Genomic DNA, 25187 nt, shown 5'->3' with positions numbered 1-25187 from the left:
AGCCCGGTTAAACGCCGGGCTTTTCTTTTTAGGTGAAAAAATCCAATTTAATTCCGTCTTTTCAGCAAAAAATCGATGGAAAGCTTATCAGCGCCGTGGAGGATGATATACACAGTCCCCGCGCACCATATGCCATGTTGTAGCAATGCTGTGGCTGATAGGTCAGGTAAACTCAGGGCTGCAACCAGGTTTACGACAAACAATCCTGAAGCGGCAAAACGGGTGAATAAGCCCAATGCTAATAAGATCGGGAACAAAAGTTCACCGCCTGTGCCGAGATACGCCGCCGTTTCCGGAGGCAGTAGCGGAACCTGATATTCCTCTTCGAATAGAAATAGCGTTGAATCCCAATCGCGCAGCTTGGTTAGCCCGGAACGGAAAAAAATCTGAGCAATGTAAAGCCGGATGAGCAGATTAAAAAAACGTTTGCTGACCGCCAGAATGGGCGCTAGCTTTTGTTCAAAATGATAGTAGTGATTGATAATCATGAGATGCGATCCTTTAAAGCGTGGGTTGGTAATGGATAAAATTCTGCGATCCAGCCATTGGTTAGGGCGTTGGGCAGCCAGGAGGTAAAATCAAAGTCTGTGTTTTCTACGTCGGTGAGTGCGACGAGTAACGAGTTGCCTCTTAAAATCGAGCTTATGAATGTGTATTCGCTATGGCGAATTGGCGTTAGGGTAGCTTTCCAATATGGACGTGAAATAAGTATGCATGCCGGTGATGCACTGGGGGCGGCTAACTTTTCCCGCGCTCTTTCCGACCATTCTGAAAAGTCTTCATCCTCTTGATGCATTTTCCAGATTTCAAACGCAGGGTGGTAAGTCCATAGAAAACGAATGTTGGTATTGCATTTAATTCCGATCTGCGCCGGATTCAGCTCGCTGAGCAGGGTAATCGATGCACTCGCAAACCCGGTGCTCTCGGCGCGCTCCACACCGTGAATGCACCAATCCAGGAGCGCGGATTCGGGCAAATAGGCTAGGTGCGAAGTGGAAATTTGATTCGCAATAAACTCTGATAATTCTTCTCCCCATTCGCCCCAGTCGGAAAATCGATTGGGATAGGCGAGTAGAAACTCACGACTGAGTCCACTAAATCCCTCTCCGAGCAATTTAGCAACAGTTGGAAAACTAATGGCGAGCGCTCGTTCAGCTTGGGCCCAACGATTGCGTTGATACACCGCGATGCGTGGATTAAGTGAAAGACCGGGGCTACAGATTGCCTTCAACAAGGCCTCTTGCGCGTTGGGTGTGTTTGCCTCATTCATGATGTAAGGCCTGCTGCGCAAATTCGCGAATTTTTTTCGCTTCCTGCAATAATTTCTCCCAGGTGGGAAGTTGTGTATCCCACTCCAGTAATGTCGGGCGCGGACCAATTAGCGTTAGTGCCTGTTCATAGGCATTCCAAACCGGTGGCGACACTTCTTCACTATGGTCATCCACCATAATTTCTCCGGGTTCGACCGCTGCACAGCCGGCGAGGTGATATTCACCCACATACTCAGGAGGAATTTGGCATAACCAATTGTAGGTGTAATGATCAATTTGTTTTTCTTGTTCGTTAACTGCATTAACAACCAGATTGTTCAGGTCGATGAGCAGGCCGCAGCCTGTTCGTTTACAAATTTCTACCAGAAACTGCGGCTCGCTGTACTCACTGGAATGCGAAGAAAACCAATCTGCCGGTACGTAGCTGCAAATGTTTTCCAATAAAATTATTCGTCCTAATGCGTCTTGAACCTGGTTAATGTTTCGCTCAAATGCAACGAGCGATTTTTCGGTAAATTCTACGGGTAGTAAATCACCGCTGTGAATTGACTGGCCATTAATATCCGCAAGGGTAAAGGCGGCGTGGTCAGAAAATAGCAGTGGATCGAAGTGTTCATTGAGTTGCTTGATATTTGCCAAGTGTTTCGCGGATACCCCCGCGTAAGAACCTAGCCCAAGCGCGGTTCCGTGAATGCTCAGCGCATATTGTTCGCGTACATCGGCCAACACCTTGGCCGCTAGCCCACCGCGAGCAAAGAAATTTTCCGCGTGAACCTCAACAAAATCCGGTAGTAATGATGGTGATGGATTTTCATGGTTGAGTGCGGCTTGGTAGTGTTGACTACGTAGACCAACACCTACTGCGTGTGGGCTCAGGCGTCGCCCTGGTAATTGAGTAAACGTAGTCATGATTTCTGATCCTAAACAGGGAACGATAAAATTATTTAGCGGATTGTTGTTGCTTCAGTTTTATCTCTGCTTGCTCTTTTGAAAGTCCGCCCAGACTTTCGCAAGTTCCTTTGGCCACTAACATCCATTCACCCGGGTCATTATCTGTCGTTGCCATACCTGCACAGGAATGTGAGCCGCTCAGGTTGGCGCAGTCATTTTGCGCCGCTTTCGCGATTCCGTAGCACTTTTCCTTTCCGCTGTTATCCGCAAAGCTTGGGCTGCTCAAGCCGGCCGCCAATACAGCGGCGAGCGCGGAGGCAATAATTAATTGCTGTTTCATAGAATGTTTCCTTTTTGGCAGGGCTCTGCTGAATTATTTCAGCAGAGCAATGTGTGTTAATTACAGTGAAGCAGCCGGTTTGTCTTTAATGGTTGGCCATACTTCATAAGCGGTTTTTAAATTGCCCGGAACATCGGATAACCATTTTTCCTGAACTTGTTTGTTCAAGTTCAAGTAGAGTTTTCCTTCAACAATTCGCCACGCCGTTGGATCTACATCCAATTTTTTATTCAGCGCTACACCCATTGCACAGTGACCGCCAAACTGTGGTGCATATTTTTCAGGAGCGGCGCGAAACTTATCGCGATTCTCTGCACTTACAAATTGATAAATGGTGTTTTTGTATGTTGCAGTAAATTGAGTTGTGCCCTGGGTTGGTGTGCTTTTAGTGAAATAAGCAACAGTGTCGTAGCCATGGATAGCTACATCGTTTGCATCGGCATTTGCATCCGAGTCAGCAGCAAAACTGTGACCCGTTAAAAAAATACCTACAGCAATAAGAAAAGTTTTGAACGTTTTTGAGCTAGACATTTTTGATCTCCAGATTAATTTACGGTGAGTGCTAACTGCACAGGAGTCATATTGCCAATGATCAATTTGGTGTTGAATACCTAAAATTTGCAATTGATTGTTCCCAAAATTGAAATAATAACGGCGCACTGGTTGGGCTAACGCCATTTATTGTTACCCGGTTTATTGAGCCTGCTGACCTAAGCAGCGATTCGGCTATCCGCGCGCGTAGCGGTAGAAATAGGCGAACCGCTATCCGTTGAACTGAGCTTGCAGCGATAAGTTGAAATGCGTGTGGAAATAAGTGTCGGGATAGAAACGTGATAACTTTGTGATATGCGTGTGATGATTGCCCCTGATTCTGTGGGCAATCTACCTGTGCTAATAACATTCACAGGAGCGCACTATGAAAAAGAAACTTTTCGCTGGTTTAATCGCATTCACACTTGCCTCATCAACCTTTGCTGTCGAGTACAGCGTAAAAATTGAAAACCTGACTCACGGAACCTATTTCACCCCTCTTTTAGTTTCCGCACATCCCGCCGCGGCAACGCTGTTTACCAGCGGAATGCCGGCCTCTGCGAACTTGCAAACAATGGCCGAAGGGGGCGATATCAGTGGCCTTGACGCCGACTTTGTCGCAGCGGGCGCAAAAAATATCGTCAACCCTGCTGCCGGTTTGCTAATGCCAGGTAAATACACCATGGCTGATTTAGGTGATCCGGGCGTCGCTAATACACGCTTGTCGATTGCGGCGATGCTGCTGCCAACGAATGATGGCTTTGTCGCACTCAACAACCTCACTTTGCCCACGCAACCGGGCACTTATACCTATCTGTTAAATGCCTATGACGCGGGAACCGAAGCGAACGACGAAATACGTGGAAGTGGTGCCAAAGGCATGGCAGGGATGCCAGTTCCACCACCATTGGAAGCATTGGTAGGCAAGGGGGGAACAGGCGTTGCTACTACCGCTGAGGGTTTCGTACATATTCATCGCGGTGTATTGGGTGATCACAACCTTGGCGGCGGAACCAGTGACATAAATGCATCCAGCCAGCGCTGGTTAAACCCGGTTGCGCGTGTAACCCTCACGGTTAAATAAGGAGCGCTACCATGAATTATCAATGGTTTGGTTTTATTGGTATGGCGTTGGTGTTGAGCGGTTGTGGCGGAAGTGATTCAAAAACCAATCACACAACGTCTAGCACTATGGCGACGAGCAGCGCGATGGCGAGTAGCGCAATGACGAGTAGCATGATGGCAAGCAGCACTGAATCCAGTAGCAGTGCTCTGGCCAGTTCCAGTGCGATGGCAATGACCCGTTTGAGTTATTCAGTGAAAGTCACCAATCTCACAACAGCGCAACCTTTATCTCCCTTTGCGTACGCGCTGCACAAGGCTTCATTTAAGCCCTTCACCGTTGGTATGCCGGCAAGCATGGGTGTTGAAGTCATTGCTGAATCCGGCGTAACGGCGGATTACCTGAGTGAAGCGCGCGCCGATGTAGCTGTGATTATTGCCGATGCCACCACGGGGATGACCGCCCCCGGTAATTACAAAGAGTTCACGCTAACGGCCATGGTGCCCACGGCTGAAGAAAGCGAGTTTTATCTGAGCGTGCTGAGTATGTTGGTGAATACCAATGATGCGTTAACCGGTTTAAATAGTTTGGCTCTCAACCAGCTCGCGATTGGTCAGAGCCGAACGATTGACGCACTCAGTTACGATGCGGGGACGGAAAACAATACCGAACTTCAAGCCAGTATTCCGGGCCCCGCCGCCGGTGGTGAAGGATTTAACGCGCAACGTGATGACATTGCCAATCAAGTGACTCTGCACCCGGGCGTGATCACGCGCGATGACGGCAATACCGATTCTGTGTTGACCCAAATGCATCGCTGGGACAACCCGGTGGCGCGCATTACGATTACGCGTTTGGCCCCATAACGGCATGTTCGCCTGATGTTATAGGTTTATAACATCAGGCATGTTCTCTGCGTCGTGCATTTTTTTTAGCGCAACTGAAACAAACCTGCGCGTCGTGCATCTGTATCCGACACTTTTCAGAGGATTGATTATGTTCGCGTCCAAGGTTACTGCATTGCATCCAACACCCCAGCGCCGGTTCTTAGTGGTAGAAGATGAAACCGATCTGGGCAATCTGATCAAACTCTATCTGCAAGATTTTCAAGCAGAAGTCGTTGTGGTTGAGCGCGGTGACCTTGGTCTTAAAATGGCGCTGGAGGAACACTGGGATCTCATGATTCTGGATTTGCGTTTACCCGGTATGGATGGCTTGGATATTTGCCGTGCGATGCGCAGTAATGGCGTAGACTTGCCACTCATTATGCTAACGGCGCGCTCCACCGAGTTGGACCGTGTGCTCGGGCTTGAGTTAGGGGCAGATGATTACTTAACCAAACCCTTTAGCTCGCTGGAACTGGCCGCGCGTGTACGCGCATTGCTGCGTCGCAGTAGCCGCTCACCTCAACTAGACACGCAAGAGCCCGACACCATCAAGGTTAAACAATTGGTGCTTGATAAGCTCCAGCATCGTGTGTTGCTCAATAATCTCGATATTGAACTCACAGCGCGTGAATTTGATTTGCTGTGGTTTTTTGCAAGCCATCCTGGCCGCGTATTTAATCGCAGTGAATTATTAGACAAGGTGTGGGGCTATGGTCACGAGGGTTATGAGCATACTGTCAACAGTCATATCAATCGCTTGCGCGCGAAAATAGAACGCAACCCATCTGCACCGGAATATTTGCTAACGGTTTGGGGTGTAGGTTATAAATTTTGCGAGCATCAACCTCTATGAAACGCCTGGCCCCTGGTCTATTTTCCAATTTGTGCGCACGTTTGGCGCTCGCATTTGTCGCACTATTTTTAGTATTGGGCATTGCATTTTTAGCGCTCACCCATTGGAGCAATAATCGTTACTATCAAGAAGTAACGCAAAATCTGAATCAAAGTTTGGCCATGTATATTGTGCAGCGCGCGCCCTTAATTCAGAACGGTATTGTAAATACAGCAGCGATGACCGAATTAGCCACGCTGGTGATGACCGTCAACCCGATCGTTGAGGTATACCTGCTCGATCCTGGGGGCAAAGTACTCACACACACACTGCCAGCCGATACGCAAATTCGTGCGGAAATTTCCACTCAGCCTTTGCAGAATTGGCTCAATAAATCGCAACCCTTTCCGATTATGGGAGACAACCCGCGTGCAGGGCAGGGCGAGCGCGTGTTTTCTGTTTGGCCGGTAATGGATAACGAACATGTAGCGGGGTACCTGTACGTCATCCTTGGTGGACAAAATATGCAAAGCCTCAGTGAGTCGCTGCGCGGAAGTTATATTTTGAAACAGAGTCTCGCGGGGCTGGCAGTCATTTTGTTATTCGCCATTATTAGCGCCGTTTTAATTTTTGCGGTGCTTACCAGCCCGCTGCGTCAGCTCGCTCAGCAAATGGATAATTTTCAACACCAGGAATTGCATTTGCGAGAAACCACTTCTGAACCCAATACCAATATTCGCGATGAAATAGCCTATTTAAGTTCTGCCTTTACGGCCATGAGGAACCGCATTCAGGAGCAAATGCGAAAACTGGAAGATACAGATCGGCTGCGCCGCGAACTCATCTCCAATGTCTCTCATGATTTACGCACTCCGCTTTCGTCAATGCAGGGCTATTTGGAAATGCTGATGCGCCCCGCGATCACCGCCGAAGAGCGTCACGCCTATATGGACATTGCGTTCAAACACTGTCGCCGTTTGACGCAACTGGTGAAGGAGTTATTCGAATTAAGCAAATTTGACGCAGGGCGAATTACTCTGGAGTTGGAAAATTTTTCGCTCGCCGAGTTGTTGCAAGACGTTGTACAAAAATATTCGCTCACGGCGCAGCAGAAAAATATCGCGCTCTGTGCGCCACACACCAACGAGCTCTACGTGGTCAATGCGGATATCGCCTTAATCGAGAGAGTGTTGGAAAATTTAATAGACAACGCATTGCGCTATACGCCAGAGAATGGCCGGGTAGAAATAACACTTTCAAAAACCGCCAGTAGTGTGGAAATTGGTGTGCTCGATAATGGTATCGGCTTGTCCGACGAAGATATTCCCTACATTTTCGAGCGCTACTATCGCGCGCAAAAACCAGCGGAGCTTCATCAGCAAAGTACTGGGCTAGGCTTGGCAATTGTTAAAAAAATTCTGGAGTTACACGGTAGTGTTATCGTTGTAGAGTCCAAGCAGTATCAGGGAGCCTGGTTTAAGTTTCCGTTGCCACTGCAGCAATCGTTAAATAAAGCGGTTGCTTGATAGCTTGGAAAAAGAGGGGGCACTGCCCCCGGCAGTGCTTTTTAGGGCGCGTCTTTGGCCTTTAACCTGCCGCCTTGATCCAATTTTACCAGGTCGTCAAATCCGCCAATATGTTGATCGCCAAAAAAAATTTGTGGGACGGTTTTTCGTCCGGTTCGTTCCAGCATGGTTTCAAAATCAGTGCGCGATTGATCAACGCGAATTTTGTTGATGTTGGTAATGCCGCGTTGTTTAAGCAGTAATTCCGCCGCCGCGCAATAAGGGCAGGCTCCGGTTGAATAAAGGGTAACTTCCGACATGGGATATTCCTCAGATGTTAATAGAAAAAGGTTGTTAGCAATAAAGGGTGTTGGTTCGATAACAGCCGGGGGCTGATGCAATACTTCAGCAGCTTGCCGTTGTGGCCATTATTAATGGGCGACATTTTGGTAGGAATAGCCATAAACCTTAATAGATTATTCCTGAAGTAGTAATAATCACCTCATCCGCAATACCCCACCTATTTCCCCAATATGCTTATTATTCTCATTTTAGAAATAGAGTTTTAGATTTTTGACCTATTCTCGTTATTTATGGAAATTGGCAATCTGAGCGCATTACTTAACCCGGCTCGATTGAGGTTTCTATGACTGTTCATTACCTGAAAACACATCTCCCTTGCAGTTGTTGCGAAACCCACATGCCGGCGGCGCCCCTGGTGGTATTACCGAACGGCAAGCCTGCTATTCCCCAGCATTACCTGCAGTTTGAGCAAACGCTGTTGTCTCTCCAGGAAATTCTGCAAGACATCGAAACCTTGCCACAATTTTTATTATTTGCAGATGAGGATTCCGGTGGGCTTTATCTGCAAGTAGGCATGATTGGTCGAGAAAATTATGACCGTGGCGAAAACCTGCGTCAGCAAAAGTTGGTTTACGGACGCAAATGGCGAATCGATTCAAATACACCCACGTCAGAGATTATCCAGACTGCGTATCTCGCCGTTAAAAAGGCCCGTGAGCACGAAATACGTGAATTACTGACGCTGGTGGATCTAGCCAGTGGAAAAACCAGTGCGCCGTTCAGCACCCATCAGGATTTACCCTTGATGGCTAATAATTCCGAGCTTGTTCAGCCGGTGCCGCGTTTTACGGGGGATGAGTTGACGGTGTTACAACAACTATTAACCTATTGCCGGTTTGGAGAGCGTTCTATTGAGATAGTGGATCTGTTGCCGCACAAGCAGCATTTTATTCTCGATCTTAAACTTGGGAATACTCCTGTTGTGCGTCGCGTTGAAGGAGAAATGCCAGAATTTAATGAAATGGAATTTAGCGTGATTGTCGGCAGTTTAAAGCCTGAACAGTTCCTTCATGAATTAATGGAAACATTTATTCGTTTTAGCGATGTATTTGTGGCAGAAAATTTTCGCTACAAAGAATTCAAGCGCTTTAGTCGTGACGTTGATCCAGTAGGCATAGCGGCGCTATCAGTGGCCTCCCGGCCTTACGCCCGCGATATGGAAAATGCCCAATTTGCGACGCATTTTCGCAATCTGAATTATCAAACTGATGCGAGCCGTGTTCCCAAATTGGGGCAGGGCGCATTAGCCGATAAAAATCGTTCCGCTATTTTCAGCGTGAATAAATTACTGGGTCACTTGCCGGCCGATTTAATGGAAACCGGGCTTTCCGGTGTCGGCGTGATTGCCAAATGAAAAATATCGGGGCGTGCGTAGTGTCCGGCAACATCGAGACTGCGGCGCGCCTGAGTAACCTGTGCTACATCAATGTCGGCGTAAAAAACGCCTCGCTCGCAATTCCAGGGGCCAGCGATTATTTTTCCATTTGGGGCGACAACAAGTGAATCGCCAGGGTTAACCCACTCGTTAGGCTCAGGGTAAGCCCCTGTAAGTGCGAGAATGGGTTCGCTCAAATCTCGCGCTTGAAATGCATTGTTCGCGCTGATGACCCAGCAGCCACTTTCCCGTGCGATGTGTTGCATGGAGCTAATCCAAACGTCGCCGCTGTCGTACGTAGGCGCGACGTAGATTTCTATTCCCTGCGCATAAAGCGCATATCTCGCCAAGGGCATGTAGTTTTCCCAGCAAATTAATGTACCCAGTTTACCGGCGGTGGTTTGAATGGCCGAGAGGCTATTTCCGTTGCCTTGGCCCCATATCATCCGCTCTGCATTGGTGGGCATTAGTTTGCGGTGTTTGTTGATGAGTACCCCTTCGTTGTTAATAACCACCGCGGTGTTATAGAGCGTGGACTGGCTTCCGCACGCGTCGCGTTCATTGAGGCCGCAGATCAATGTTATGTTGTATTTTTTTGCGGCATTTAACACGGGGGCCAAGTCATCGTTACGGAGGTTACATGCTTGCTCAACCAATTTATTGTACAGCTCTGTGCAGGGTGCGCTGTCCGAACCTGGACGCAACCGCCAAATCCAAACCGGATAGCCGCCGATAAATGCTTCTGGAAAAACCAGCAGCGAAGCTCCGTTGCCTGAGGCTTCTTTGACAATTTCTACAATCTTATCAATGCACGCTGCTTTGTTTAAAAATAGTGGTGGAACTTGTGCTATGGCAATTTTCATGGTCGACATCCGGATTGTGCATGATAGAGCGATTCTACCGCTTATTTGTTTACGAATATTGATCTGGAGTAATTTTGAATATTTACTCTACCAACTATTTATTAGTTGAGTGATTTATCCGCCCGCAATTGTTCAACCATTAAATCGACAAAGCAGCGAATTTTGGCAGAGGCGTGGCGGCCTTCGCGGTGCAAAATGTGGATGGGCGAAGGTGATAATTCGTAGTCGCTCAAAATAATTTTTAATTCGCCGCGCTCTAATTGTTTCGCTATTTGATAAGACATCTGCCGCGCAATGCCGAAACCTGCAACCGCAGAATCAATGGCGGCATCGTTGGTTGAAACGTTAAGTCGAGGCCGAATACGCACGGTTTGTTCCTGATTAAATTTCCATTCAACGTTGGGGTTAACGCCACTCGCTGATGCGATTGTGTGTTCCAGTAAATCTTCGGGGGTTTTTGGGATACCCATGCGTGCCAGGTAATCGGGCGATGCACAGAGCACGCGCCGCACGGTGCCAACGCGAATTGCGCGCATGCTTGAGTCCGCGAGTTCGCCCACACGGATGCCGACATCCAGGCCTTCTTCCAACAGGTTTACCACCCGGTCCACATAGAGTGCACTTAGATCCATCTTGGGATAGCGATTCAGGTATTCAATCACCCCAGGCTGCACATACATACGGCCAAATACTACGGGCGCCGTGATGGCAATGTGCCCGCTGGGTTCGCCATTGATACCGGCGGCAGCGTCATCGGCCTCGGTTATTTCGCTCAGGATGCGTTTGCAATCCTCCAGGTAGCGCTTCCCGGCATCGGTGACCCGCACATAGCGCGTAGTTCGTGTCAGCAGTTTTACGCCGAGCCGCGCCTCCAGGTCTGCTACTGCACGGGTTGCAACCGGGGGTGATATCCCCAGTTTCCGCGAGCCTGAGGCAAATCCTTCGGTTTCCGCCACCGCCACAAATACCTGCATCTCTACAAATCTATCCATCGCATACCTCAGGGACTTTATTGTTTCAAAAATGGAAATAATGAATTGCTTATTGTGCGTATTCTTCTTCAGTTGGGCAATGGGCAAACTGGCTTCACTCGCTAAGCAATATCCAGCAAGGCGTTTTTTAAACCTGAAGTCTTAACCCTAATCAACGATTGAAATGAGGAAATATCATGAGCCGTATTACTACTGTAACTTTCGAAACCGCGAACGACGAACAGAAAGCGCTGTTGGAAGCCATCCAACAGAAATTGGGGATGGTGCCCAACTTTTTGAAAATTTTTGCGAACTCTCCTTCAGCGCTGCGTGCATTTTTAGGTTTGCACGCTATTGCTGGTGAGGGCAGTTTGGATCTGCAAACTCGCGAGCGTATTGCGCTGGTAGTTGCGCAAGAAAATTCTTGTGAATACTGCGTATCTGCCCATACCGCTATCGGTCGTAAAGCGGGCTTGACCGGCGCTGAAATGGAAGCGAATCGCGCGGGCACCAGTCAGGATGCTAAAGCCGCGGTGGCTGTGAAACTGGCGCGTGCGTTGGTTGAACATCAGGGCGATATCACCACCGCTGATCTGGTTGAAGCGCGCAACGCGGGTTACACCGACTCGGACATAGTGGAAATCATTACCCATGTTGGCATGACGTTGCTCACCACCATCTTAGGTAAAGCAAGCCGCGTGGAAATTGATTTTCCGAAAGTAGGCTTGTAATACCCTGGCTCAACGTTAACTCTAACTGCGATTATTATCCGGAGGTTTGTTATGGCTCGTGCATTTGCTGATATCACTTTTACCGAAAGCGTTAAGGCGGCGCAGAGTTTATATGGCAGCCGGGAAAGTAATCGCGGTTTTGAGTTGGCTGACGACCCGCGCAATACGCTGGGTGAAGCGGAGGCAGAATTTATTGAAGCGCGCGATAGTTTTTATCAAGCCACTGTTGGAGAAAATGGGTGGCCTTATGTGCAACATCGCGGTGGGCCTGTAGGTTTTGTAAAAGTTCTGGATGAGCGCACGCTGGGGTATGCCGATTTTCGCGGTAATCGCCAATATATTAGTGTGGGGAATATTAATTCGGATGAGCGAATCAGTTTGATTTTTATGGATTATGCAAATCGTCGCCGAATCAAAATTTGGGGTCGCGCCAAAGTTGTTCATGAGTCGGAAAATATGGAGTTAGTCGCGCGCCTGGAGGATGCACATTATCGCGCGCGAATAGAACGTGCAGTCATTATTCATGTGGAAGCTTATGAATGGAATTGTCCACAACATATAACACCGCGCTATACCGAAGACGAGGTGCGTGAGTTAGTAAAGCATTTAAGCGAGCAGCAGGCCGCGAGCGCCAAACCGGTTGCAGCACAGTTAACTGAGTTGGGCTCGGGCCAATTGCCCTTGGTAATTACCGGTGTGCGTCAGCTTACTCCGCGCATTCGAGCGTTCGAATTACGTTCAGTGGATGGCGGCGATCTTCCGCCGGTCACGGCAGGTTCGCATTTGAAAGTACCGGTCTTGATGGCGGAGGGAAAAACGGAGTGGCGCCACTACTCGATTAGTTCAAATCCGGCGCGGCGCGATATTTATGAGATTGCAGTACAGCGCGACGATAATGGGCGTGGCGGGTCGGTGAATATTCATGCGCAATATGCGTTAGGTTTGGTGTTGCAATGCGATCTTCCGCGCAATAATTTTGTTGCGGAGTTGGCTGCAAACAATGCGGTGTTGATTGCCGGTGGAGTGGGTATTACTGCAATAAAACCAGTAGTACAAGCTTTGGCCGCGAAAGGTGTTCGTTGTGAACTGCATTATGCGGGACGCAGTAAAAATGAAATGGCATACCAGGATAGATTGCAACGGGAACTGGGAGCAGATTATCACGGCTATTACGCCAGTGAGGGGCAGCGTTTGAATGTAGCGGCGACTTTGGAAAAACTACCGCGTGACACTGATGTCTATGTGTGCGGTCCGCAAAAATTAATCGATGAGGTTTTTGCTGTTGCCGCGAACCTGGGTATAGATAAAGCGCGAGTTTTCGCTGAGCGATTTGGCGTGCAGCACAAAGCGACAGATCAGGCCTTTAGTGTTGAAGTTCAAGGCCGAGATCAGCTTATCGCCGTGGGTGCCGATGAATCAATACTGGAGGCCATCGAAGATGCCGGGCTGCCGATCGGATCAGAATGCCGTGTTGGAAATTGTGGTCAGTGTGTGGTCAAAGTATTAGCCGGAGAAGTTGAGCATAGGGATTCGGTATTATCGGATGCAGAAAGGGCGGAGGGAAAAATGTGCAGCTGCGTATCGCGTGCGCTCAGCGACAAACTAGTGATTGCGCTTTAAAAACAAAAAGGCCGACGAATTGCTTCATCGGCCTTTTTTATATTTCAGTGCTCGGCGACTTACTTCAATTGGAATTCAAATTTTTTGAACGTGAAATTCATTTCTTTGAATGTCTCTGGTGGTGGATTGGGTGATGTATCCGTCCAGCCACTTACTTGTCCGCGTAACACTGCGTTGGTGCGTGTCTCACCGACTACAAGCAGATTATTGATTACCAAGTTTGCAAATGAAGACGCTTCTTTAGCTACATCGCCTTGAAAGTACTTGAAGCTTGTGGCAGGAACTGTAACTCTCACCCACTGATCTGCATAAATGTCCTGGTCGATTTCAACCGTTACCGTTGCACGTTGGTTATTGCTGGTTTCGAGAGTCAATCCAACGTTAACCTTACCGCCTTCGTTATTATCGATAAACGCGAGGTTAGTTAAATAGGTGCTGTAAATGGATTTGAGCGACGCAGGCGTGTGAACCTTGGTTTTTTCGCTATTTACGCGAAGGTCCACAACCAATTCTTTAATATCGCCAAACTTATGACCGAAAGATGTAATTGTTCTTCCGAATCCGTTGGCGTGTTGACGGTGCCAGTTGGCAATTTTCTTGACCAAAATTGAATTGATTGTGTCGACACCATTACAGCCGTTGGTTACAGCGGCATTAACAGGAATGTTATATGCGGAAGCGTTTTGACTGATATTGTCCCACTCATTTGGAATAGGCGTGCTGTTTACCGTTCCCACGTGGTTCCAATTGTAGAAGCTCAAACTGGATAAACTTTGGTTTTGAATTCCGCCATCGTAATCCGCAAAAATCGCAAAGGTTTTGTTGGCAGCGCTTACGTTTACGCCACAGTTGTCGATCTTCGCAATCGCATAGCCGTTAACGTTGGTCGCCGCTTGAGTCATTTCGCTGCCTTCGGCCAGGCTGGATGCACTGCTGCTGGAGGGGGCCATAGAGCTAGCGGGGGTGGAGCTCGCCGGCGCTGAGCTCGACGGTGTTGAACTCGCTGGAGCGCTTGATGATGCCTCAGAACTTTTGGCAGAACTGGGGATCGGGTTTGAATCGGGCTTGCTACTGCCTCCCCCACCTCCGCCGCCACAGGCAGTCAGGCCGGCAAACATTAAGGAAAGGGTGAAGGTTTTCATCAGGGATTGCATAGTAATTCCAAAGCTCCGTTGTTGTTATCGTGGGAGAGTTTCAGGGCTGTTAAGTGGGCTTGTTGTGCGTGGCGGGAAGGCGTCGTGTAAGCGCTATCTTTGCGAATCTTGCTGTTATTGTCAGATTAGATAAGGCCAGCGGCGGCACTATAACTCTTGTATGGTTGGTGGTAAATGGTATTTGTTTGCGCTAACAAAGATCGCATAAAAAATATCACGACGGTTTAATTTTTAGGATGCGCATCCGCTAGTTCGAGGTCGGAGGCCGGCCTTAGGCACCATAGTCAGAGGCCGGTGTGGGCGAGGTTATTGTTGCTGGCGTACTTTCTGTGGGTTGGGGTTGTTGGCCATGGTCATTTGGTCGACCACCAGGCGATCCGGGGCTTCGGCGTTTTCCGCGATCTTTTCAAGCTCCGGGTGATCCAATTTGAGTACTGCTTTCTGCAGAATCAGCGTATTGGGGTAGGTGATCAGGTTGCCATCTTCGCGCTTGAGGATCACATGAAACAGGGTGATTTCCACAATCACGCCGCGCATATCATCGTCCTTATCCAGCACTTTAATGCGATCACCCACTTTATAAGGAAAGCCAAAGAAGATGATCATGCTGGCGGTTACATTGCTCAATATCGACCACTGCGCAAACATGGCGATACCCACAACCGCAAAAATCGAGGATAAAAAAACCGAGATCTCGCTGTAGCCCAAGCCGAGGATTAAACACACCACGACTATGCAGCAGAACACCATGCCAATGTTCATCAGGCGCGTCATGTAAAGCACGCGTAGATCGCCCAGTGCGCGACGCACACTGACATCGTGAATGATTTTATCGAGCAACTTCGATACGGCGTAAAAGAAGAGCACGCAAGCGGCGACAATCAATAATTTGGAGAATATGCTGTGACTGGTAATTTGTTCGAGTGTGGCGAAAATACGATCCACAATAACACCTATGAGTTACAAAAAATGGTTTTGCCCGTCTTGGCTTTTGGTTGACCAACTCACTTGGGCTTGGTCAGTCAGGCGACGGCTGGCATTATAGTAAAAACCAGTGAGACTGAACGAGCGCAAAATGACATCCAGTGACTTTTCTCCCAAACATTCGCAGCCCAATCAGCGGCAACCCTTGTTATGTATTGCCCATCGCGGTGGCCCGCAAATGGGACCAATGCCCTTACCGGAAAATAGTTTGGCAGCTATATCTCGGGCGCTCACCCTGGGGGTGTATGCGGTCGAAATCGATGTATTTCAAGTCGAAGGTGAATTATTGGTTACTCATGACCGGCGTTTAGGGCGCGTGGTGTCAGGGCAGGGAATTATTACGGATCATTCGTTAGCTTATCTGCGCGAACAGCGCCTGGAAAACGGCGAGCCTATTCCAACGTTGCAGCAAGTGTTGGAGTTGGTAGGCGATAAGGCGCTGCTTAATATTGAAATCAAAGGGCAAAATTCTGTGCCGGCATTAAAACGTATTTTGCAGGATTATATTGCTACCCATCAGGGTAATTACGAGCAATACGCAATATCCAGTTTTGATCATCAACAATTGCACCAATGCCTGTGTGAAATGCCGCAGGTAAAGCGCGGTGTACTGATTGAAGGGATTCCGCTGGATTATGCCGCCTGCTGTGAGCCACTCAAAGCTTATTCATTCAATACCCATTTGAGTTTTCTTTCGCCCGAATTACTTCAGGATGCGCAAAAACGTGGTTTAAAAAATTGGGTTTACACGGTTAATCACACCGAAGATTGGCAATACGTGCAATCGCTAGGAGTGGATGCAGTGTTTACCGATAAGCCGGATAAATTAATGGAATTTAATCGTGCGTAACATTTGGATTTCCGGCATTTCATATATTCGGAGTACCATCAATTATGGCGATTCATCATTTTCATTGTTTGATTTTCCGCTGCGCGGCGCTTTTTTCTCAATATACACTTCCGGTTTTTTGATCGGTTCCAGGTCGATTAATTTATTAGTAATTCCTTCAAAAATAGTGCCCCACAACTCAGTGTTGGGTTTTTTGTTTTTTAAATAGCGAATGTATCTGGCGCCTAGCCAGATACAGGCAAAAAATCCAAACACCAACCCTAATAACACATACTCCCGAAAATTCATTTTCTGGCTCCTTGATAAACAAGTATTTGTCATTGATCGTCATATAAAAATCAGTGCTAGCTTCATATTGGGTAAGTCCCACTGAATTCAAGTGGGGGCGCCTTAGGGATATGGAACCACCTCGGTTTGAGTAAAGTGTAAAGGCGGATGAAGGATCAGGAGATCTGGGCTATGCTCAAGCGCAATCTGTGGTCGGTTATATCGCTACCGCAAGCTATAAAATATTAATAACAATCGAACTAAATTACCTTGGCGCGCTTACTTTAATAACACTAACTATTTTCAGAGCTGCTATGAAAACAAAGCGTAGGTTTACATGTTGGTCATTGTTTTTTGGATGTTGGCCATTAATGAGTGTGGTTTGGTTATCCAGCGGATTAGTTGCCTGTGGCGGTAGTGGCGGTAGCAGTAGTAACGGCGGCAATCATCAAGGCCAGGCATCCTCCTCTGTCATTGCTGTGGCATCGTCGGTTGCGCTTTCGTCGTCGAGTGCAGCAGCGACAACCAGCCAAATAACGTCCAGTGCTGTTGCGTCCGCAAAAAATCCTACGCCCGACTTAACCGCTGACCCGGCATTGCCGTTAAAAGGCAGCCCGGCCTACAACGACGCCAAAGAAGCGGTACGTTTTCTTGCGCAAGCGACCTTTGGGGCTACCGCAAAAGATGTCCAGCGAGTAATAAGCCTGGGCAAGAGTGGTTGGTTGGAAGAGCAATTCAATAAACCGCAGACCAAACACCTTGCGCTACTCGACAAACGATTTACCGAAATTGGTTTGGTGGTGCAGCCTGAGAAGGATGACAACGAAGAAGGCTATTTGCGTGATTTGCAGCGTAGCGATATCTGGTGGGAGGTCGCGCTCTGGGGCGATGATCAGTTACGCCAGCGAATTGCCTATTCGTTAAGTCAGATATTGGTGATTTCGAATGTCTCTGATGTGCTCTACAACGATACGCGTGGCATCGCCAATTACCAAGACATTCTAGCGCAACATGCTTTCGGCAATTATCGAGATCTGTTAAAAGCGGTTACGCTCAACCCTATGATGGGTGAATACCTAAGTATGATCCGCAATGAAAAAGCGGATACAACGCGCAACATTCGCCCTGATGAAAATTACGCGCGCGAAATTATGCAGCTTTTTTCCATTGGCTTGGTGCAATTGAATTTGGACGGAAGTATTAAACTGGACGCACAAAATAATCCCATACCCACCTATGACCAAACCACGGTTAAAGAATTAGCGCGCGTATTTACCGGTTGGAATATGGCCACGATCAACGAATGGTGGGAATGGACAGAGTCGGGGGCAAGCGAAATTTTGCCGATGAAGCCGTTCAATAATTACCATGATTTTAATGCGAAAGTATTATTCGGCAATCAGACAATTGCTGCCGATAAAACGCCGGAGCAGGATATCGATGCAGCACTGGATATTTTATTTTCGCACGCCAATGTTGCGCCGTTTATCAGCAAGCAACTCATCCAGCGATTAGTGACCAGCAACCCCTCGCCAGGCTACGTAAGTCGTGTTGCCAGCGTATTTAACAATAACGGCAAGAATGTAAAAGGCGATATGAAAGCAGTCATTAAAGCTATTTTGCTGGACGACGAAGCGCAAAATGGCTACAAAACTGCACCCAACACCTTTGGAAAGTTGCGCGAGCCGATTTTAAAAACGGCACACCTCTGGCGCGCATTTAAGGGAACCGGAACTCCATCCCAATTAAAGGGAGAAAGTGTTACGGGTAAGCGGGTTCGATTTTATGGATCTGGTCGGCTAATGGGACAGCGCCCCTTTGGTTCACCGTCGGTATTTAATTTTTATCGACCGGATTACCAGCATCCCGGTGAAATAAAAAATAGCAATTTAAATTCCCCTGAGTTTCAAATTCACACTGAAAGCATGATTATGTCGCAGGTGAGTACCTTGAGTAACGCGACCTTCTGGCGCGACACTCCCCACGATTGGCTGGAGCCAACCATCGATGGTTTATGGGATGCGTTTTCGCCGCGCTTGCATTTGGATCGTGAGCGCGAACTCACCAACAACCCGGCAGAATTATTAGATCATTTAAACTTGCTATTAATGGCGGGCCAGATGAGTCAGTCTATGTACGATGTTATCTTGAATCATCTAAATGCAAACAAAGTGGACCCAACCTGGGGGCCTGAAGGTCAAACCTGGCAGCGCGATACCATGATTTACGAAGCATTGTTTTTGGTGTTGGCCTCCCCTGAATATGCAGCGCAACGGTGATGCAATGAAACCTATAAATCGACGCATTTTATTGCGCAACGCTTGCTCCGTGGCTCTTGGCTCCGGTGCACTTTATGCCAGCAGCTCATTCGCTGCTGCCGGTGCTCAATTTCAGTTAGCGAATGCCCTCACGCAGCCCGCTGATGACTACAAGGCATTGGTATGCATTTTCCTTTTTGGGGGAAATGATGCTTTTAATATGTTGGTGCCGCGTAGCGATGCCGAATACAACGTTTATAGAGCCTCGCGCCAAACTCTTGCGTTGGAGCAGGGAAGTTTGTTACCGATCAATACGCCGCAAAATGCGAGTCTACAGCTCGGTTTGCATGCAGCCATGCCGCAGGTGCAACAGCTATTCAATTCAGGTAAGTTATCATTTGTGGCGAACGTTGGTGCGTTAGTGGAGCCGGTTACTCGCACTAGCTATCAGAGCAATAAAGCGCTATTGCCACCACAATTATTTTCCCACAACGATCAGCAAACCTTTTTACAGAGCTTGCAATCCAGTGCGCGCCGCAACGGTTGGGCTGGTCGCGCTGCAGATGCCATGTCATCGGTAAATGCCAATAAAAAGCTGTCGATGAATATTTCACTGAGCGGCTCCAATATTTGGCAAAGTGGTGCGAGCGTTACGCCCTATTCAATCGACGCAGGTGGCATTAAAGAATTAGAAAACTTTAATACCAAAGCGACTGATGCGCGTGAGCTAAGTCGTATTCAGATCTATAAAACTTTATTGGCGCAACAACAGGAAAACATTTTCCAGCGCGAATTCGCACGGACCCAAACTATCGCGTGGGACTTGGCCGGAGAAGTAAAAGCCGCCCTGGATGCTCAGGCGCCGCTACAAACCGCATTTCCCGCGAATAATCCCTTGGCTAATAATTTAAAAATGGTGGCGCAGCTGCTGTCTGCACGCAACGCACTGACGGTAAAACGCCAAACATTTTTTATTGGAATAGGCGATTACGATACACACGGCGATCAATTGCGTCGCCATGTGCTGTTGCTCGGCCAGTTAAGCAGTGCGCTGGATGCCTTTTATAAGGCAACCGAAGAACTGGGGATCGCAAGTCAGGTAACAACCTTCACAACGTCCGACTTTGGTCGCACCCTCACCAGTAACGGTGATGGCACAGATCATGGCTGGGGTAGCCACCAAATGGTAATGGGAGGGGCGATTAACGGCGGGCGCATTTATGGCCAATTTCCCGAACTGATCATTGGTGGCAAAGACGATATCGGTGAGGGACGCATTATTCCCACCACCAGCATGGATCAATATGCGGCGACACTTGCGAATTGGTATGGATTGCCCAGTGGAAATTTTTCTGATGTATTTCCCAATCTGGTGCGTTTTAATGGTGTGGATCTTGGCTTTTTTAAGAGTTGAGAAGTGTTAAATGTTTAGCGGAAATATGGCCCGCCATAAAAAGCGGGCCCTATTTTTATTTTGCTGTGCAGGTATAGTTCCAATTCGAAACCACAAAATTACCGTTCATTGCACCGCATCTTCTGCCGTTCCCTTCCATGCAGCTGTTATCCAGGTAATTGCAGTAGCCTGAGAATAGTACTGTTCCTGATGCAGGCGCAGAGCTTGATGATGAGCTGCTGGATGAAGTGGTAGTTACAGGTGTTGAAGTGAAAAAGCTTGGCGATTCGCAGCTACCGGAGTAGCTGTAGCCTGAGGCAGTGCTAATAACGCACTGTTGCAGGTAACCGTTGTAAAATGTTTTTGTTCTTGTCGCTATGTGGTTTGCGCCAACTATTTGCGAACCATTATAGAGGTATTGCAGGCACACTTCTGCATTTACCCAGGTGCCACCGCCACCGCCACCGCCTGCGTATTGCCATGTACAGGATACGGGTGCGGCAGATGCGGAAAATCCGGTTGTGATCAATCCCAGAAAAGCTATTGCCTTCAGCATTCTTGAAAAATTCATTTTTTGTCCTCGTTATAAATTAAAGTGTTCCCGAGCTAGCTCTACTTCCTCGGGAGCATGAGGATGTTTTCAAAAAGCCAAATTGTCAATTTGCATATAATTGCTTATGTGCCAAAATCTTCTTTGCGAATTATTCGAGTGATTCCAGATTCATTTTTTGAGATCAATCAGGCAGTTTTCAGCTTTTGTTTTTATTAATAAAAAATTAATTTGGTATTGTTTCATCAGTCAGTGAGAGTATTTAATTTAGTGAGAGCAATTTGATGAGTGGTGTAAAATTTTTTTCCCAATGTCTCTTGTCGTCATATTTAATTTTTTTAGGAGTCTCCACCGAAGCTGCGCAGTTAGTATCGCCAGATAATTCCAATTATTTATACACCGGGCGCGTGGATTTTTCTGATAAAAAGGCCCCGCAAGTTTCCTGGGCAGGGACTAGCATTAAAGCCAATTTCACCGGTACCTCACTGGCGATTAAGCTGGATGACCAGTTGGGGAAAAATTACTTTAATATTTTTATCGACGGCGAAACTCAGCATCCCTATGTATTGGAGGCGAAGAAGGGCGAGCAAACCTATGTGATCAGTACCGCATTGAAAGCGGGCAATCACGGTGTGGAAATCTATAAACGTACTGAAGGTGAAGAAGGCGCGACGGCATTTAAAGGACTATTACTGGATGAAAATGCCAAGTTGTTGGCGCCACCTGCGCGTCCTACGCGGCGGATGGAAATTTATGGTGATTCGATCAGCACCGGAATGGGTAATGAAGGTGCCGATAATGGCATGGATCATTTGCTCAGTGAAAAAAATAATTACTGGGCTTACGGCGCGATAACGGCGCGTAGCCTGAATGCTGAGTTACACACCATTTCGCAAAGTGGTATCGGCATTATGATCAGTTGGTTCCCATTTATTATGCCGCAGTTTTACGACCAGTTAAGTGCGGTGGGAAACAATGATAGTCGTTGGGATTTTTCCCAGTGGACACCGGATCTGGTAGTGGTTAATTTATTGCAAAACGATTCCTGGTTGATTGATCGCGAAAAACGCTTACAACCGGTGCCCACCGATGCACAACGCGTGCAGGCTTATATCGACTTCGTGCGTAGTATTCGCGCCAAATACCCGAACGCTTTTATTATTTGCGCGTTGGGTAGTATGGATGCAACGGCGACACCCAAGTGGCCTGGCTATATTAGTGCCGCCGTTGAGCGTATGAAAAAGGAAAATAACGATCAAAAACTGGATACTATATTTTTTGACTTTACCGGATTTGGTGGTCACCCGCGCATTGCTCAACATAAAGCCAATGCAGAAAAATTAACCGCGTTTATTAAACAAAAAATGAATTGGTAAGCGTACAAATCTTGCGAACTGAAAACAAAAAAGCCAAAGGAGTCCTCCTTTGGCTTTTTTTATTGCGCTTGGTAGTGCGTTATTAATTCACGTTCACGCCAAAGAGATCGCGGTAGATAATGCCAACAGCAACGTATAGCCAAGGTAAAACCCAGATAAGGCCGATGAATAATGGCAATGAAGCAATAATAGCGATCAGTATGGCAAGAAGTCCAAAGCCGAAAAAGCGGAACCAGCAAGGGGTGATTCCTTTACGTGAGGTCTCTAGCGCATCCCAAATTCCCAGATTTTTATTGACTAACAATGGCAACGCGAGTGCATAGGCAATCATCAAATAGATTCCGGGAATGACCAACAATACGAAGCCAATGGCGATTAACACCATCATCAACAAGTAGGCAAAGAACAAGGGCAGGGTTTTGGGGAAATAGTCAAATACCATAAATGCGCTTACAGGCTGGCCTGAGGCGCGTTTGATTCCAATCATAAAAAGACCAGCGCCGAGCGGTGCGCTCACCAACAGTTGTGCAAGCTGTACCACAACCATCAGAACAATTGAGGTGGTTGCTGATAGTGCCGCTGCGCCGGCGGTCACTATACCGCCAACAATAGAAACGCCAAATACAACGGCCATATAGAGTAGAAATGCTCCCCACATGGTTGCTTTAAAACCGTTGGTCAGCTCCCAGGCTTCTGACAGTACTGAGCCAATTTGCCAATTGGGATTTAACGGGTGATCGCCTGCCGCAGAGGGTTGATTGAGGTCGGACGCGGGGGCTTCATAAGGATTGGTTTGTGACATTACATACTCCGTGTATTGAAATTAAAGGAGCTGCAATTAATAGATATTTGTTACAAGAAGTCAATTCCAATGCCGATAGCACGCATTTTTTGAGGGGTGACAGGAGAAAGTGCGACAAAATTTGTCAGTCTGTGAGTCGTAAAGTGACTGGCCTACGGACGGTGTTACCCGCGCCGCTGTTTGAGCGGCGTGGGCATGGTTCGTCATTAACGTTTCAGATCCAGCAAACGGAAATAGGCGCTTTTGGGTTGCTGTTGGCGATCAAATAGGAGTGGGTAATTAGTGCGGCCCTTGATGGGGAAGTCGTTCAGCCAGCTGGCATCGTCGCTCACACCCCAGAAAGTAACGCGATCTACTTTATCGCGATGCTTGATTAAAATCTTAAACAGGGTTTCATAGGCTTTTGCGAGCTTTTTATCGATATCTTTTGGCAAGCCTTTGATGTAAGGATCGCGCTCAGGTTTATAGTCGAAGCGGGTAGAGATTTCAGCAACGGGTAAATTCCATACCGAGGGTAATACATCAATATCCAATTCGGTGAGATGGATTTTTAAGCCCAACTTGGAATAGGCGAGTATGCTGTCTTCAAAATCTTTCATTTTGGTTTCCAGCCCCACGTGTGCTTGCATGCCCAAACCATGAATGGGCGCGCCGCGTTTTTGCAAACGCGTCAGCATCTCCAGGGTTGCTTTGCGTTTATCGGCGCGTTCATTGTTGTAGTCGTTGTACATCAGGTGCGCTTTTGGGTCTACTTCATGAGCGAGATTAAAGGCATTTAGCAAAAAATCGTCGCCCATAATTTTGTACCAATGGCTATCGCGCATTTTGCCATCATCACCCACTGCCTCATTGACCACATCCCAAGCAGCGAGTTTGCCTTTGTAGCGTTCCACAATCGTGGTGATGTGTTCCTTTTGCTTTTTCGCCAATTCTTCTTTAGAGATGTAGTTGCCATCTTTGTTTTTAAACACACTGTCGGGAATCTGGCTGTGCCAGCCCAATGTGTGGCCAACCATATGTAAATTATGTTTGCTACCGAAGTCTATAAACGCATCGGCGTCTTGCCATTTCCAACTGCCATCTTCATTACGCACCTCACCCCATTTCATGCAATTTTCCGGCGTGATCGAATTAAAGTCTTTATTAATCAGCGCAACCAATTTCGGATCTTGCGCGCGAATAATATTTACGCTCAGGGCGGCCCCAATGAGGAAATCGTCTTTATAAGCTTCTTTTAGCCCGGTTGCCGCCGCCGCTTTTTGGGCGGCTTGTAATTTGGCAGCACCAATAAGCGCAGCAGTACTGCCGCCCAGTGCCAACAAGTGTCTGCGTGAAATATGCATTGTGATTATTCCTCGGTTGATAATAGTTAACGAAATCTATGCCTAGTTGTTATTAGCGGCTGAGGTATTGAGATCAGCCGCCGCTGTTTGTTGGTCTGCATCGGAAAGCGTTTGCGGATCGAACCAGAGTTCGGGTCGATCCACCGGCGTTTCCTTAGAGAGTAGTGGATTATCCAATTTAAACAATTTGCGATTTTTCATATTGGCCTTTTGCATGACATCTTGAATGGCTTTATCGCCATAGAAAACCTTGTCAAATTCACCATTCGCGATTGCACGCGCAAAGCCGGTTTCCAAGTCTTTTGCCAGTGACTGATTATCCGGTGCGACAAACAAATAGAAGGGCATGCGGTAATAGAGCATCAAGCTTTTTTCTACAGCCAGTTCCATATTAGGGCGCGTTTCCAGTTCGCCAAATGGTTCGTTTACGCCGCGCGGGAAGGCATCAAAGCGGCCGCCTTCCACCATATAAAATAAACTGGGGTATTTATTGGTTTTAATTACGTTAAAACCATTTGCCTCCAAAATTCTGCCATCGGCCCAGGTGCGCCCCTGACCAATAGTCAGCTTTTTTAATTCTTCCAGGGTTTTTACGTGGGAAAATTTGGCTTGATCATTTTTATTAATAATGAAAATTCGGTAGCCCAATAAGCCCTTGAACAGAGGGATTCGTATAGGGCGCAACTGTGCCTCGATATCGCTGTCGGAAGACGCCCAGCAGACATCCAGCAATCCTTTACTACGAACTTCTTCATTGGTGCGGGTTTGAGTAAAATTTTCGTGGCTGATTTCCAGCTGGTAATTCGGGTTGTCGCTGTGGGCTATTGCGAGCTTAAGCATTTTGATCGCATAGCTGGCATTGGGATCGCTGAAGTCGTTGACCCGCAAGATTTTATCTGCCGCCAGGAGTTGGCAGCTGGCGAACAAGCAAACAAATAGGCTGATTATTTTTATCATTTCACAGGGC

26 protein-coding genes are annotated in these 25187 nt (G+C 47.6%); 11 read left to right on the top strand and 15 right to left on the bottom strand.

The window, feature by feature from the left end:
- Positions 1-47 precede the first annotated feature (47 nt).
- Genes D0C16_RS10265 through D0C16_RS10245 form a run of 5 tightly spaced genes read right to left on the bottom strand, consistent with a single transcriptional unit; the run spans position 48 to position 3033 of the window.
- Positions 48-488 carry a DoxX family protein gene (locus tag D0C16_RS10265; RefSeq protein WP_151032298.1) on the bottom strand — a complete coding sequence of 147 codons (441 nt, stop codon included), beginning with the start codon at positions 486-488 and terminating at the stop codon, positions 48-50.
- Positions 485-1270 (bottom strand): DNA-binding domain-containing protein, encoded by a 786-nt coding sequence (locus D0C16_RS10260; RefSeq protein WP_151032297.1) that lies wholly within the window; start codon positions 1268-1270, stop codon positions 485-487. The genes D0C16_RS10265 and D0C16_RS10260 overlap by 4 nt, the downstream gene beginning before the upstream one ends.
- Positions 1263-2180: a DUF692 domain-containing protein gene (locus tag D0C16_RS10255; RefSeq protein ID WP_151032296.1), complete on the bottom strand. Its 918-nt coding sequence runs from the start codon at positions 2178-2180 to the stop codon at positions 1263-1265. The genes D0C16_RS10260 and D0C16_RS10255 overlap by 8 nt, the downstream gene beginning before the upstream one ends.
- A 31-nt stretch (positions 2181-2211) precedes the next feature.
- Positions 2212-2502 carry a DUF2282 domain-containing protein gene (locus D0C16_RS10250; RefSeq protein WP_151032295.1) on the bottom strand — a complete coding sequence of 97 codons (291 nt, stop codon included), beginning with the start codon at positions 2500-2502 and terminating at the stop codon, positions 2212-2214.
- A 60-nt stretch (positions 2503-2562) separates the two neighbouring features.
- On the bottom strand, positions 2563-3033 hold the full coding sequence (locus D0C16_RS10245) for a YHS domain-containing (seleno)protein (protein ID WP_151032294.1): 471 nt from the start codon (positions 3031-3033) through the stop codon (positions 2563-2565).
- Between the two features lie 385 nt (positions 3034-3418).
- Here D0C16_RS10245 and D0C16_RS10240 point away from each other — a divergent pair, with 385 nt between their 5' ends.
- From D0C16_RS10240 to D0C16_RS10225, 4 genes are all read left to right on the top strand, one after another.
- Positions 3419-4117, top strand: a complete 699-nt coding sequence (locus tag D0C16_RS10240) for a spondin domain-containing protein (protein ID WP_151032293.1) — start codon at positions 3419-3421, stop codon at positions 4115-4117.
- An 11-nt stretch (positions 4118-4128) separates the two neighbouring features.
- Entirely contained in the window at positions 4129-4962 is an 834-nt protein-coding gene (locus D0C16_RS10235) for a spondin domain-containing protein (RefSeq protein WP_191968686.1), read from the top strand.
- Between the two features lie 130 nt (positions 4963-5092).
- Entirely contained in the window at positions 5093-5836 is a 744-nt protein-coding gene (locus D0C16_RS10230) for a response regulator transcription factor (RefSeq protein WP_151032292.1), read from the top strand.
- Entirely contained in the window at positions 5833-7341 is a 1509-nt protein-coding gene (locus D0C16_RS10225) for a HAMP domain-containing sensor histidine kinase (protein ID WP_151032291.1), read from the top strand. Before D0C16_RS10230 ends, D0C16_RS10225 begins: the two co-directional genes overlap by 4 nt.
- A 41-nt stretch (positions 7342-7382) precedes the next feature.
- On the opposite strand, the gene grxC is transcribed toward D0C16_RS10225, so the two are convergent.
- On the bottom strand, positions 7383-7640 hold the full coding sequence (grxC, locus tag D0C16_RS10220) for a glutaredoxin 3 (protein ID WP_151032290.1): 258 nt from the start codon (positions 7638-7640) through the stop codon (positions 7383-7385).
- A gap of 326 nt (positions 7641-7966) precedes the next feature.
- Between grxC and D0C16_RS10215 the strand changes: the two genes are divergently transcribed.
- Positions 7967-9037 carry a hypothetical protein gene (locus D0C16_RS10215; RefSeq protein ID WP_151032289.1) on the top strand — a complete coding sequence of 357 codons (1071 nt, stop codon included), beginning with the start codon at positions 7967-7969 and terminating at the stop codon, positions 9035-9037.
- On the opposite strand, the gene D0C16_RS10210 is transcribed toward D0C16_RS10215, so the two are convergent.
- Together D0C16_RS10210 and D0C16_RS10205 are read right to left on the bottom strand one after the other, a co-directional pair.
- Complete coding sequence (locus tag D0C16_RS10210) at positions 8977-9921, bottom strand: carbon-nitrogen hydrolase family protein (RefSeq protein WP_151032288.1); 945 nt, start codon at positions 9919-9921, stop codon at positions 8977-8979. The two genes, D0C16_RS10215 and D0C16_RS10210, sit on opposite strands and share 61 nt — an antisense overlap.
- Before the next feature lie 101 nt (positions 9922-10022).
- On the bottom strand, positions 10023-10913 hold the full coding sequence (locus D0C16_RS10205) for a LysR family transcriptional regulator (protein ID WP_151032287.1): 891 nt from the start codon (positions 10911-10913) through the stop codon (positions 10023-10025).
- A gap of 176 nt (positions 10914-11089) precedes the next feature.
- On the opposite strand from D0C16_RS10205, the gene D0C16_RS10200 reads away from it, so the two are divergent.
- Together D0C16_RS10200 and D0C16_RS10195 are read left to right on the top strand one after the other, a co-directional pair.
- Positions 11090-11623, top strand: a complete 534-nt coding sequence (locus tag D0C16_RS10200) for a carboxymuconolactone decarboxylase family protein (protein WP_151032286.1) — start codon at positions 11090-11092, stop codon at positions 11621-11623.
- 51 nt (positions 11624-11674) lie between these two features.
- Positions 11675-13243 (top strand): 2Fe-2S iron-sulfur cluster-binding protein, encoded by a 1569-nt coding sequence (locus D0C16_RS10195; RefSeq protein ID WP_151032285.1) that lies wholly within the window; start codon positions 11675-11677, stop codon positions 13241-13243.
- 59 nt (positions 13244-13302) lie between these two features.
- Here the strand turns inward: D0C16_RS10195 and D0C16_RS10190 are convergent, their stop codons facing one another.
- Together D0C16_RS10190 and D0C16_RS10185 are read right to left on the bottom strand one after the other, a co-directional pair.
- Complete coding sequence (locus D0C16_RS10190; protein WP_151032284.1) at positions 13303-14397, bottom strand: hypothetical protein; 1095 nt, start codon at positions 14395-14397, stop codon at positions 13303-13305.
- Positions 14398-14703: 306 nt separating this feature from the next.
- Positions 14704-15342: a mechanosensitive ion channel domain-containing protein gene (locus tag D0C16_RS10185; protein WP_225318975.1), complete on the bottom strand. Its 639-nt coding sequence runs from the start codon at positions 15340-15342 to the stop codon at positions 14704-14706.
- Positions 15343-15472: 130 nt separating this feature from the next.
- Here D0C16_RS10185 and D0C16_RS10180 point away from each other — a divergent pair, with 130 nt between their 5' ends.
- On the top strand, positions 15473-16231 hold the full coding sequence (locus D0C16_RS10180; RefSeq protein ID WP_151032283.1) for a glycerophosphodiester phosphodiesterase: 759 nt from the start codon (positions 15473-15475) through the stop codon (positions 16229-16231).
- A 42-nt stretch (positions 16232-16273) separates the two neighbouring features.
- Here the strand turns inward: D0C16_RS10180 and D0C16_RS10175 are convergent, their stop codons facing one another.
- Positions 16274-16519 carry a hypothetical protein gene (locus tag D0C16_RS10175; protein WP_151032282.1) on the bottom strand — a complete coding sequence of 82 codons (246 nt, stop codon included), beginning with the start codon at positions 16517-16519 and terminating at the stop codon, positions 16274-16276.
- Between the two features lie 350 nt (positions 16520-16869).
- Here D0C16_RS10175 and D0C16_RS10170 point away from each other — a divergent pair, with 350 nt between their 5' ends.
- Together D0C16_RS10170 and D0C16_RS10165 are read left to right on the top strand one after the other, a co-directional pair.
- The gene (locus D0C16_RS10170; protein ID WP_151032281.1) at positions 16870-18777 is read left to right on the top strand and encodes a DUF1800 family protein; all 1908 of its coding nucleotides are present in this window, start codon (positions 16870-16872) and stop codon (positions 18775-18777) included.
- A 4-nt stretch (positions 18778-18781) separates the two neighbouring features.
- Positions 18782-20170 (top strand): DUF1501 domain-containing protein, encoded by a 1389-nt coding sequence (locus D0C16_RS10165; protein WP_151032280.1) that lies wholly within the window; start codon positions 18782-18784, stop codon positions 20168-20170.
- Between the two features lie 55 nt (positions 20171-20225).
- On the opposite strand, the gene D0C16_RS10160 is transcribed toward D0C16_RS10165, so the two are convergent.
- Positions 20226-20720, bottom strand: a complete 495-nt coding sequence (locus tag D0C16_RS10160; RefSeq protein ID WP_151032279.1) for a hypothetical protein — start codon at positions 20718-20720, stop codon at positions 20226-20228.
- 263 nt (positions 20721-20983) lie between these two features.
- On the opposite strand from D0C16_RS10160, the gene D0C16_RS10155 reads away from it, so the two are divergent.
- A complete protein-coding gene (locus D0C16_RS10155) occupies positions 20984-22075 on the top strand; it encodes an SGNH/GDSL hydrolase family protein (protein ID WP_151032278.1) in 1092 nt (363 codons plus the stop codon).
- A gap of 82 nt (positions 22076-22157) precedes the next feature.
- On the opposite strand, the gene D0C16_RS10150 is transcribed toward D0C16_RS10155, so the two are convergent.
- The 3 genes from D0C16_RS10150 to D0C16_RS10140 form a co-directional block, all read right to left on the bottom strand.
- Positions 22158-22877 carry a hypothetical protein gene (locus D0C16_RS10150; RefSeq protein WP_151032277.1) on the bottom strand — a complete coding sequence of 240 codons (720 nt, stop codon included), beginning with the start codon at positions 22875-22877 and terminating at the stop codon, positions 22158-22160.
- A gap of 206 nt (positions 22878-23083) precedes the next feature.
- A complete protein-coding gene (locus D0C16_RS10145) occupies positions 23084-24220 on the bottom strand; it encodes an endo-1,4-beta-xylanase (protein WP_151032276.1) in 1137 nt (378 codons plus the stop codon).
- Positions 24221-24262: 42 nt separating this feature from the next.
- On the bottom strand, positions 24263-25177 hold the full coding sequence (locus tag D0C16_RS10140; protein WP_191968685.1) for a diguanylate cyclase: 915 nt from the start codon (positions 25175-25177) through the stop codon (positions 24263-24265).
- Positions 25178-25187: the final 10 nt, after the last annotated feature.

Source organism: Cellvibrio sp. KY-GH-1 (assembly GCF_008806975.1).
Classification (GTDB): domain Bacteria; phylum Pseudomonadota; class Gammaproteobacteria; order Pseudomonadales; family Cellvibrionaceae; genus Cellvibrio.
This window is presented reverse-complemented; position numbering and strand designations above follow the sequence as displayed.

Bases quoted from the DNA above. Each gene is read 5' to 3' on its own strand.
- D0C16_RS10200 (WP_151032286.1), top strand. From the start codon at position 11,090: ATGAGCCGTATTACTACTGTAACTTTCGAAACCGCGAACGACGAACAG.
- D0C16_RS10235 (WP_191968686.1), top strand. From the start codon at position 4,129: ATGAATTATCAATGGTTTGGTTTTATTGGTATGGCGTTGGTGTTGAGC.
- D0C16_RS10190 (WP_151032284.1), bottom strand. From the start codon at position 14,397: ATGCAATCCCTGATGAAAACCTTCACCCTTTCCTTAATGTTTGCCGGC.
- grxC (WP_151032290.1), bottom strand. From the start codon at position 7,640: ATGTCGGAAGTTACCCTTTATTCAACCGGAGCCTGCCCTTATTGCGCG.
- D0C16_RS10225 (WP_151032291.1), top strand. From the start codon at position 5,833: ATGAAACGCCTGGCCCCTGGTCTATTTTCCAATTTGTGCGCACGTTTG.
- D0C16_RS10170 (WP_151032281.1), top strand. From the start codon at position 16,870: ATGAGTGTGGTTTGGTTATCCAGCGGATTAGTTGCCTGTGGCGGTAGT.
- D0C16_RS10155 (WP_151032278.1), top strand. From the start codon at position 20,984: ATGAGTGGTGTAAAATTTTTTTCCCAATGTCTCTTGTCGTCATATTTA.
- D0C16_RS10255 (WP_151032296.1), bottom strand. From the start codon at position 2,180: ATGACTACGTTTACTCAATTACCAGGGCGACGCCTGAGCCCACACGCA.
- D0C16_RS10250 (WP_151032295.1), bottom strand. From the start codon at position 2,502: ATGAAACAGCAATTAATTATTGCCTCCGCGCTCGCCGCTGTATTGGCG.
- D0C16_RS10215 (WP_151032289.1), top strand. From the start codon at position 7,967: ATGACTGTTCATTACCTGAAAACACATCTCCCTTGCAGTTGTTGCGAA.
- D0C16_RS10175 (WP_151032282.1), bottom strand. From the start codon at position 16,519: ATGAATTTTCGGGAGTATGTGTTATTAGGGTTGGTGTTTGGATTTTTT.
- D0C16_RS10150 (WP_151032277.1), bottom strand. From the start codon at position 22,877: ATGTCACAAACCAATCCTTATGAAGCCCCCGCGTCCGACCTCAATCAA.
- D0C16_RS10165 (WP_151032280.1), top strand. From the start codon at position 18,782: ATGAAACCTATAAATCGACGCATTTTATTGCGCAACGCTTGCTCCGTG.
- D0C16_RS10205 (WP_151032287.1), bottom strand. From the start codon at position 10,913: ATGGATAGATTTGTAGAGATGCAGGTATTTGTGGCGGTGGCGGAAACC.
- D0C16_RS10160 (WP_151032279.1), bottom strand. From the start codon at position 20,720: ATGAATTTTTCAAGAATGCTGAAGGCAATAGCTTTTCTGGGATTGATC.
- D0C16_RS10240 (WP_151032293.1), top strand. From the start codon at position 3,419: ATGAAAAAGAAACTTTTCGCTGGTTTAATCGCATTCACACTTGCCTCA.
- D0C16_RS10230 (WP_151032292.1), top strand. From the start codon at position 5,093: ATGTTCGCGTCCAAGGTTACTGCATTGCATCCAACACCCCAGCGCCGG.
- D0C16_RS10265 (WP_151032298.1), bottom strand. From the start codon at position 488: ATGATTATCAATCACTACTATCATTTTGAACAAAAGCTAGCGCCCATT.
- D0C16_RS10260 (WP_151032297.1), bottom strand. From the start codon at position 1,270: ATGAATGAGGCAAACACACCCAACGCGCAAGAGGCCTTGTTGAAGGCA.
- D0C16_RS10210 (WP_151032288.1), bottom strand. From the start codon at position 9,921: ATGAAAATTGCCATAGCACAAGTTCCACCACTATTTTTAAACAAAGCA.
- D0C16_RS10180 (WP_151032283.1), top strand. From the start codon at position 15,473: ATGACATCCAGTGACTTTTCTCCCAAACATTCGCAGCCCAATCAGCGG.
- D0C16_RS10145 (WP_151032276.1), bottom strand. From the start codon at position 24,220: ATGCATATTTCACGCAGACACTTGTTGGCACTGGGCGGCAGTACTGCT.
- D0C16_RS10140 (WP_191968685.1), bottom strand. From the start codon at position 25,177: ATGATAAAAATAATCAGCCTATTTGTTTGCTTGTTCGCCAGCTGCCAA.
- D0C16_RS10195 (WP_151032285.1), top strand. From the start codon at position 11,675: ATGGCTCGTGCATTTGCTGATATCACTTTTACCGAAAGCGTTAAGGCG.
- D0C16_RS10245 (WP_151032294.1), bottom strand. From the start codon at position 3,033: ATGTCTAGCTCAAAAACGTTCAAAACTTTTCTTATTGCTGTAGGTATT.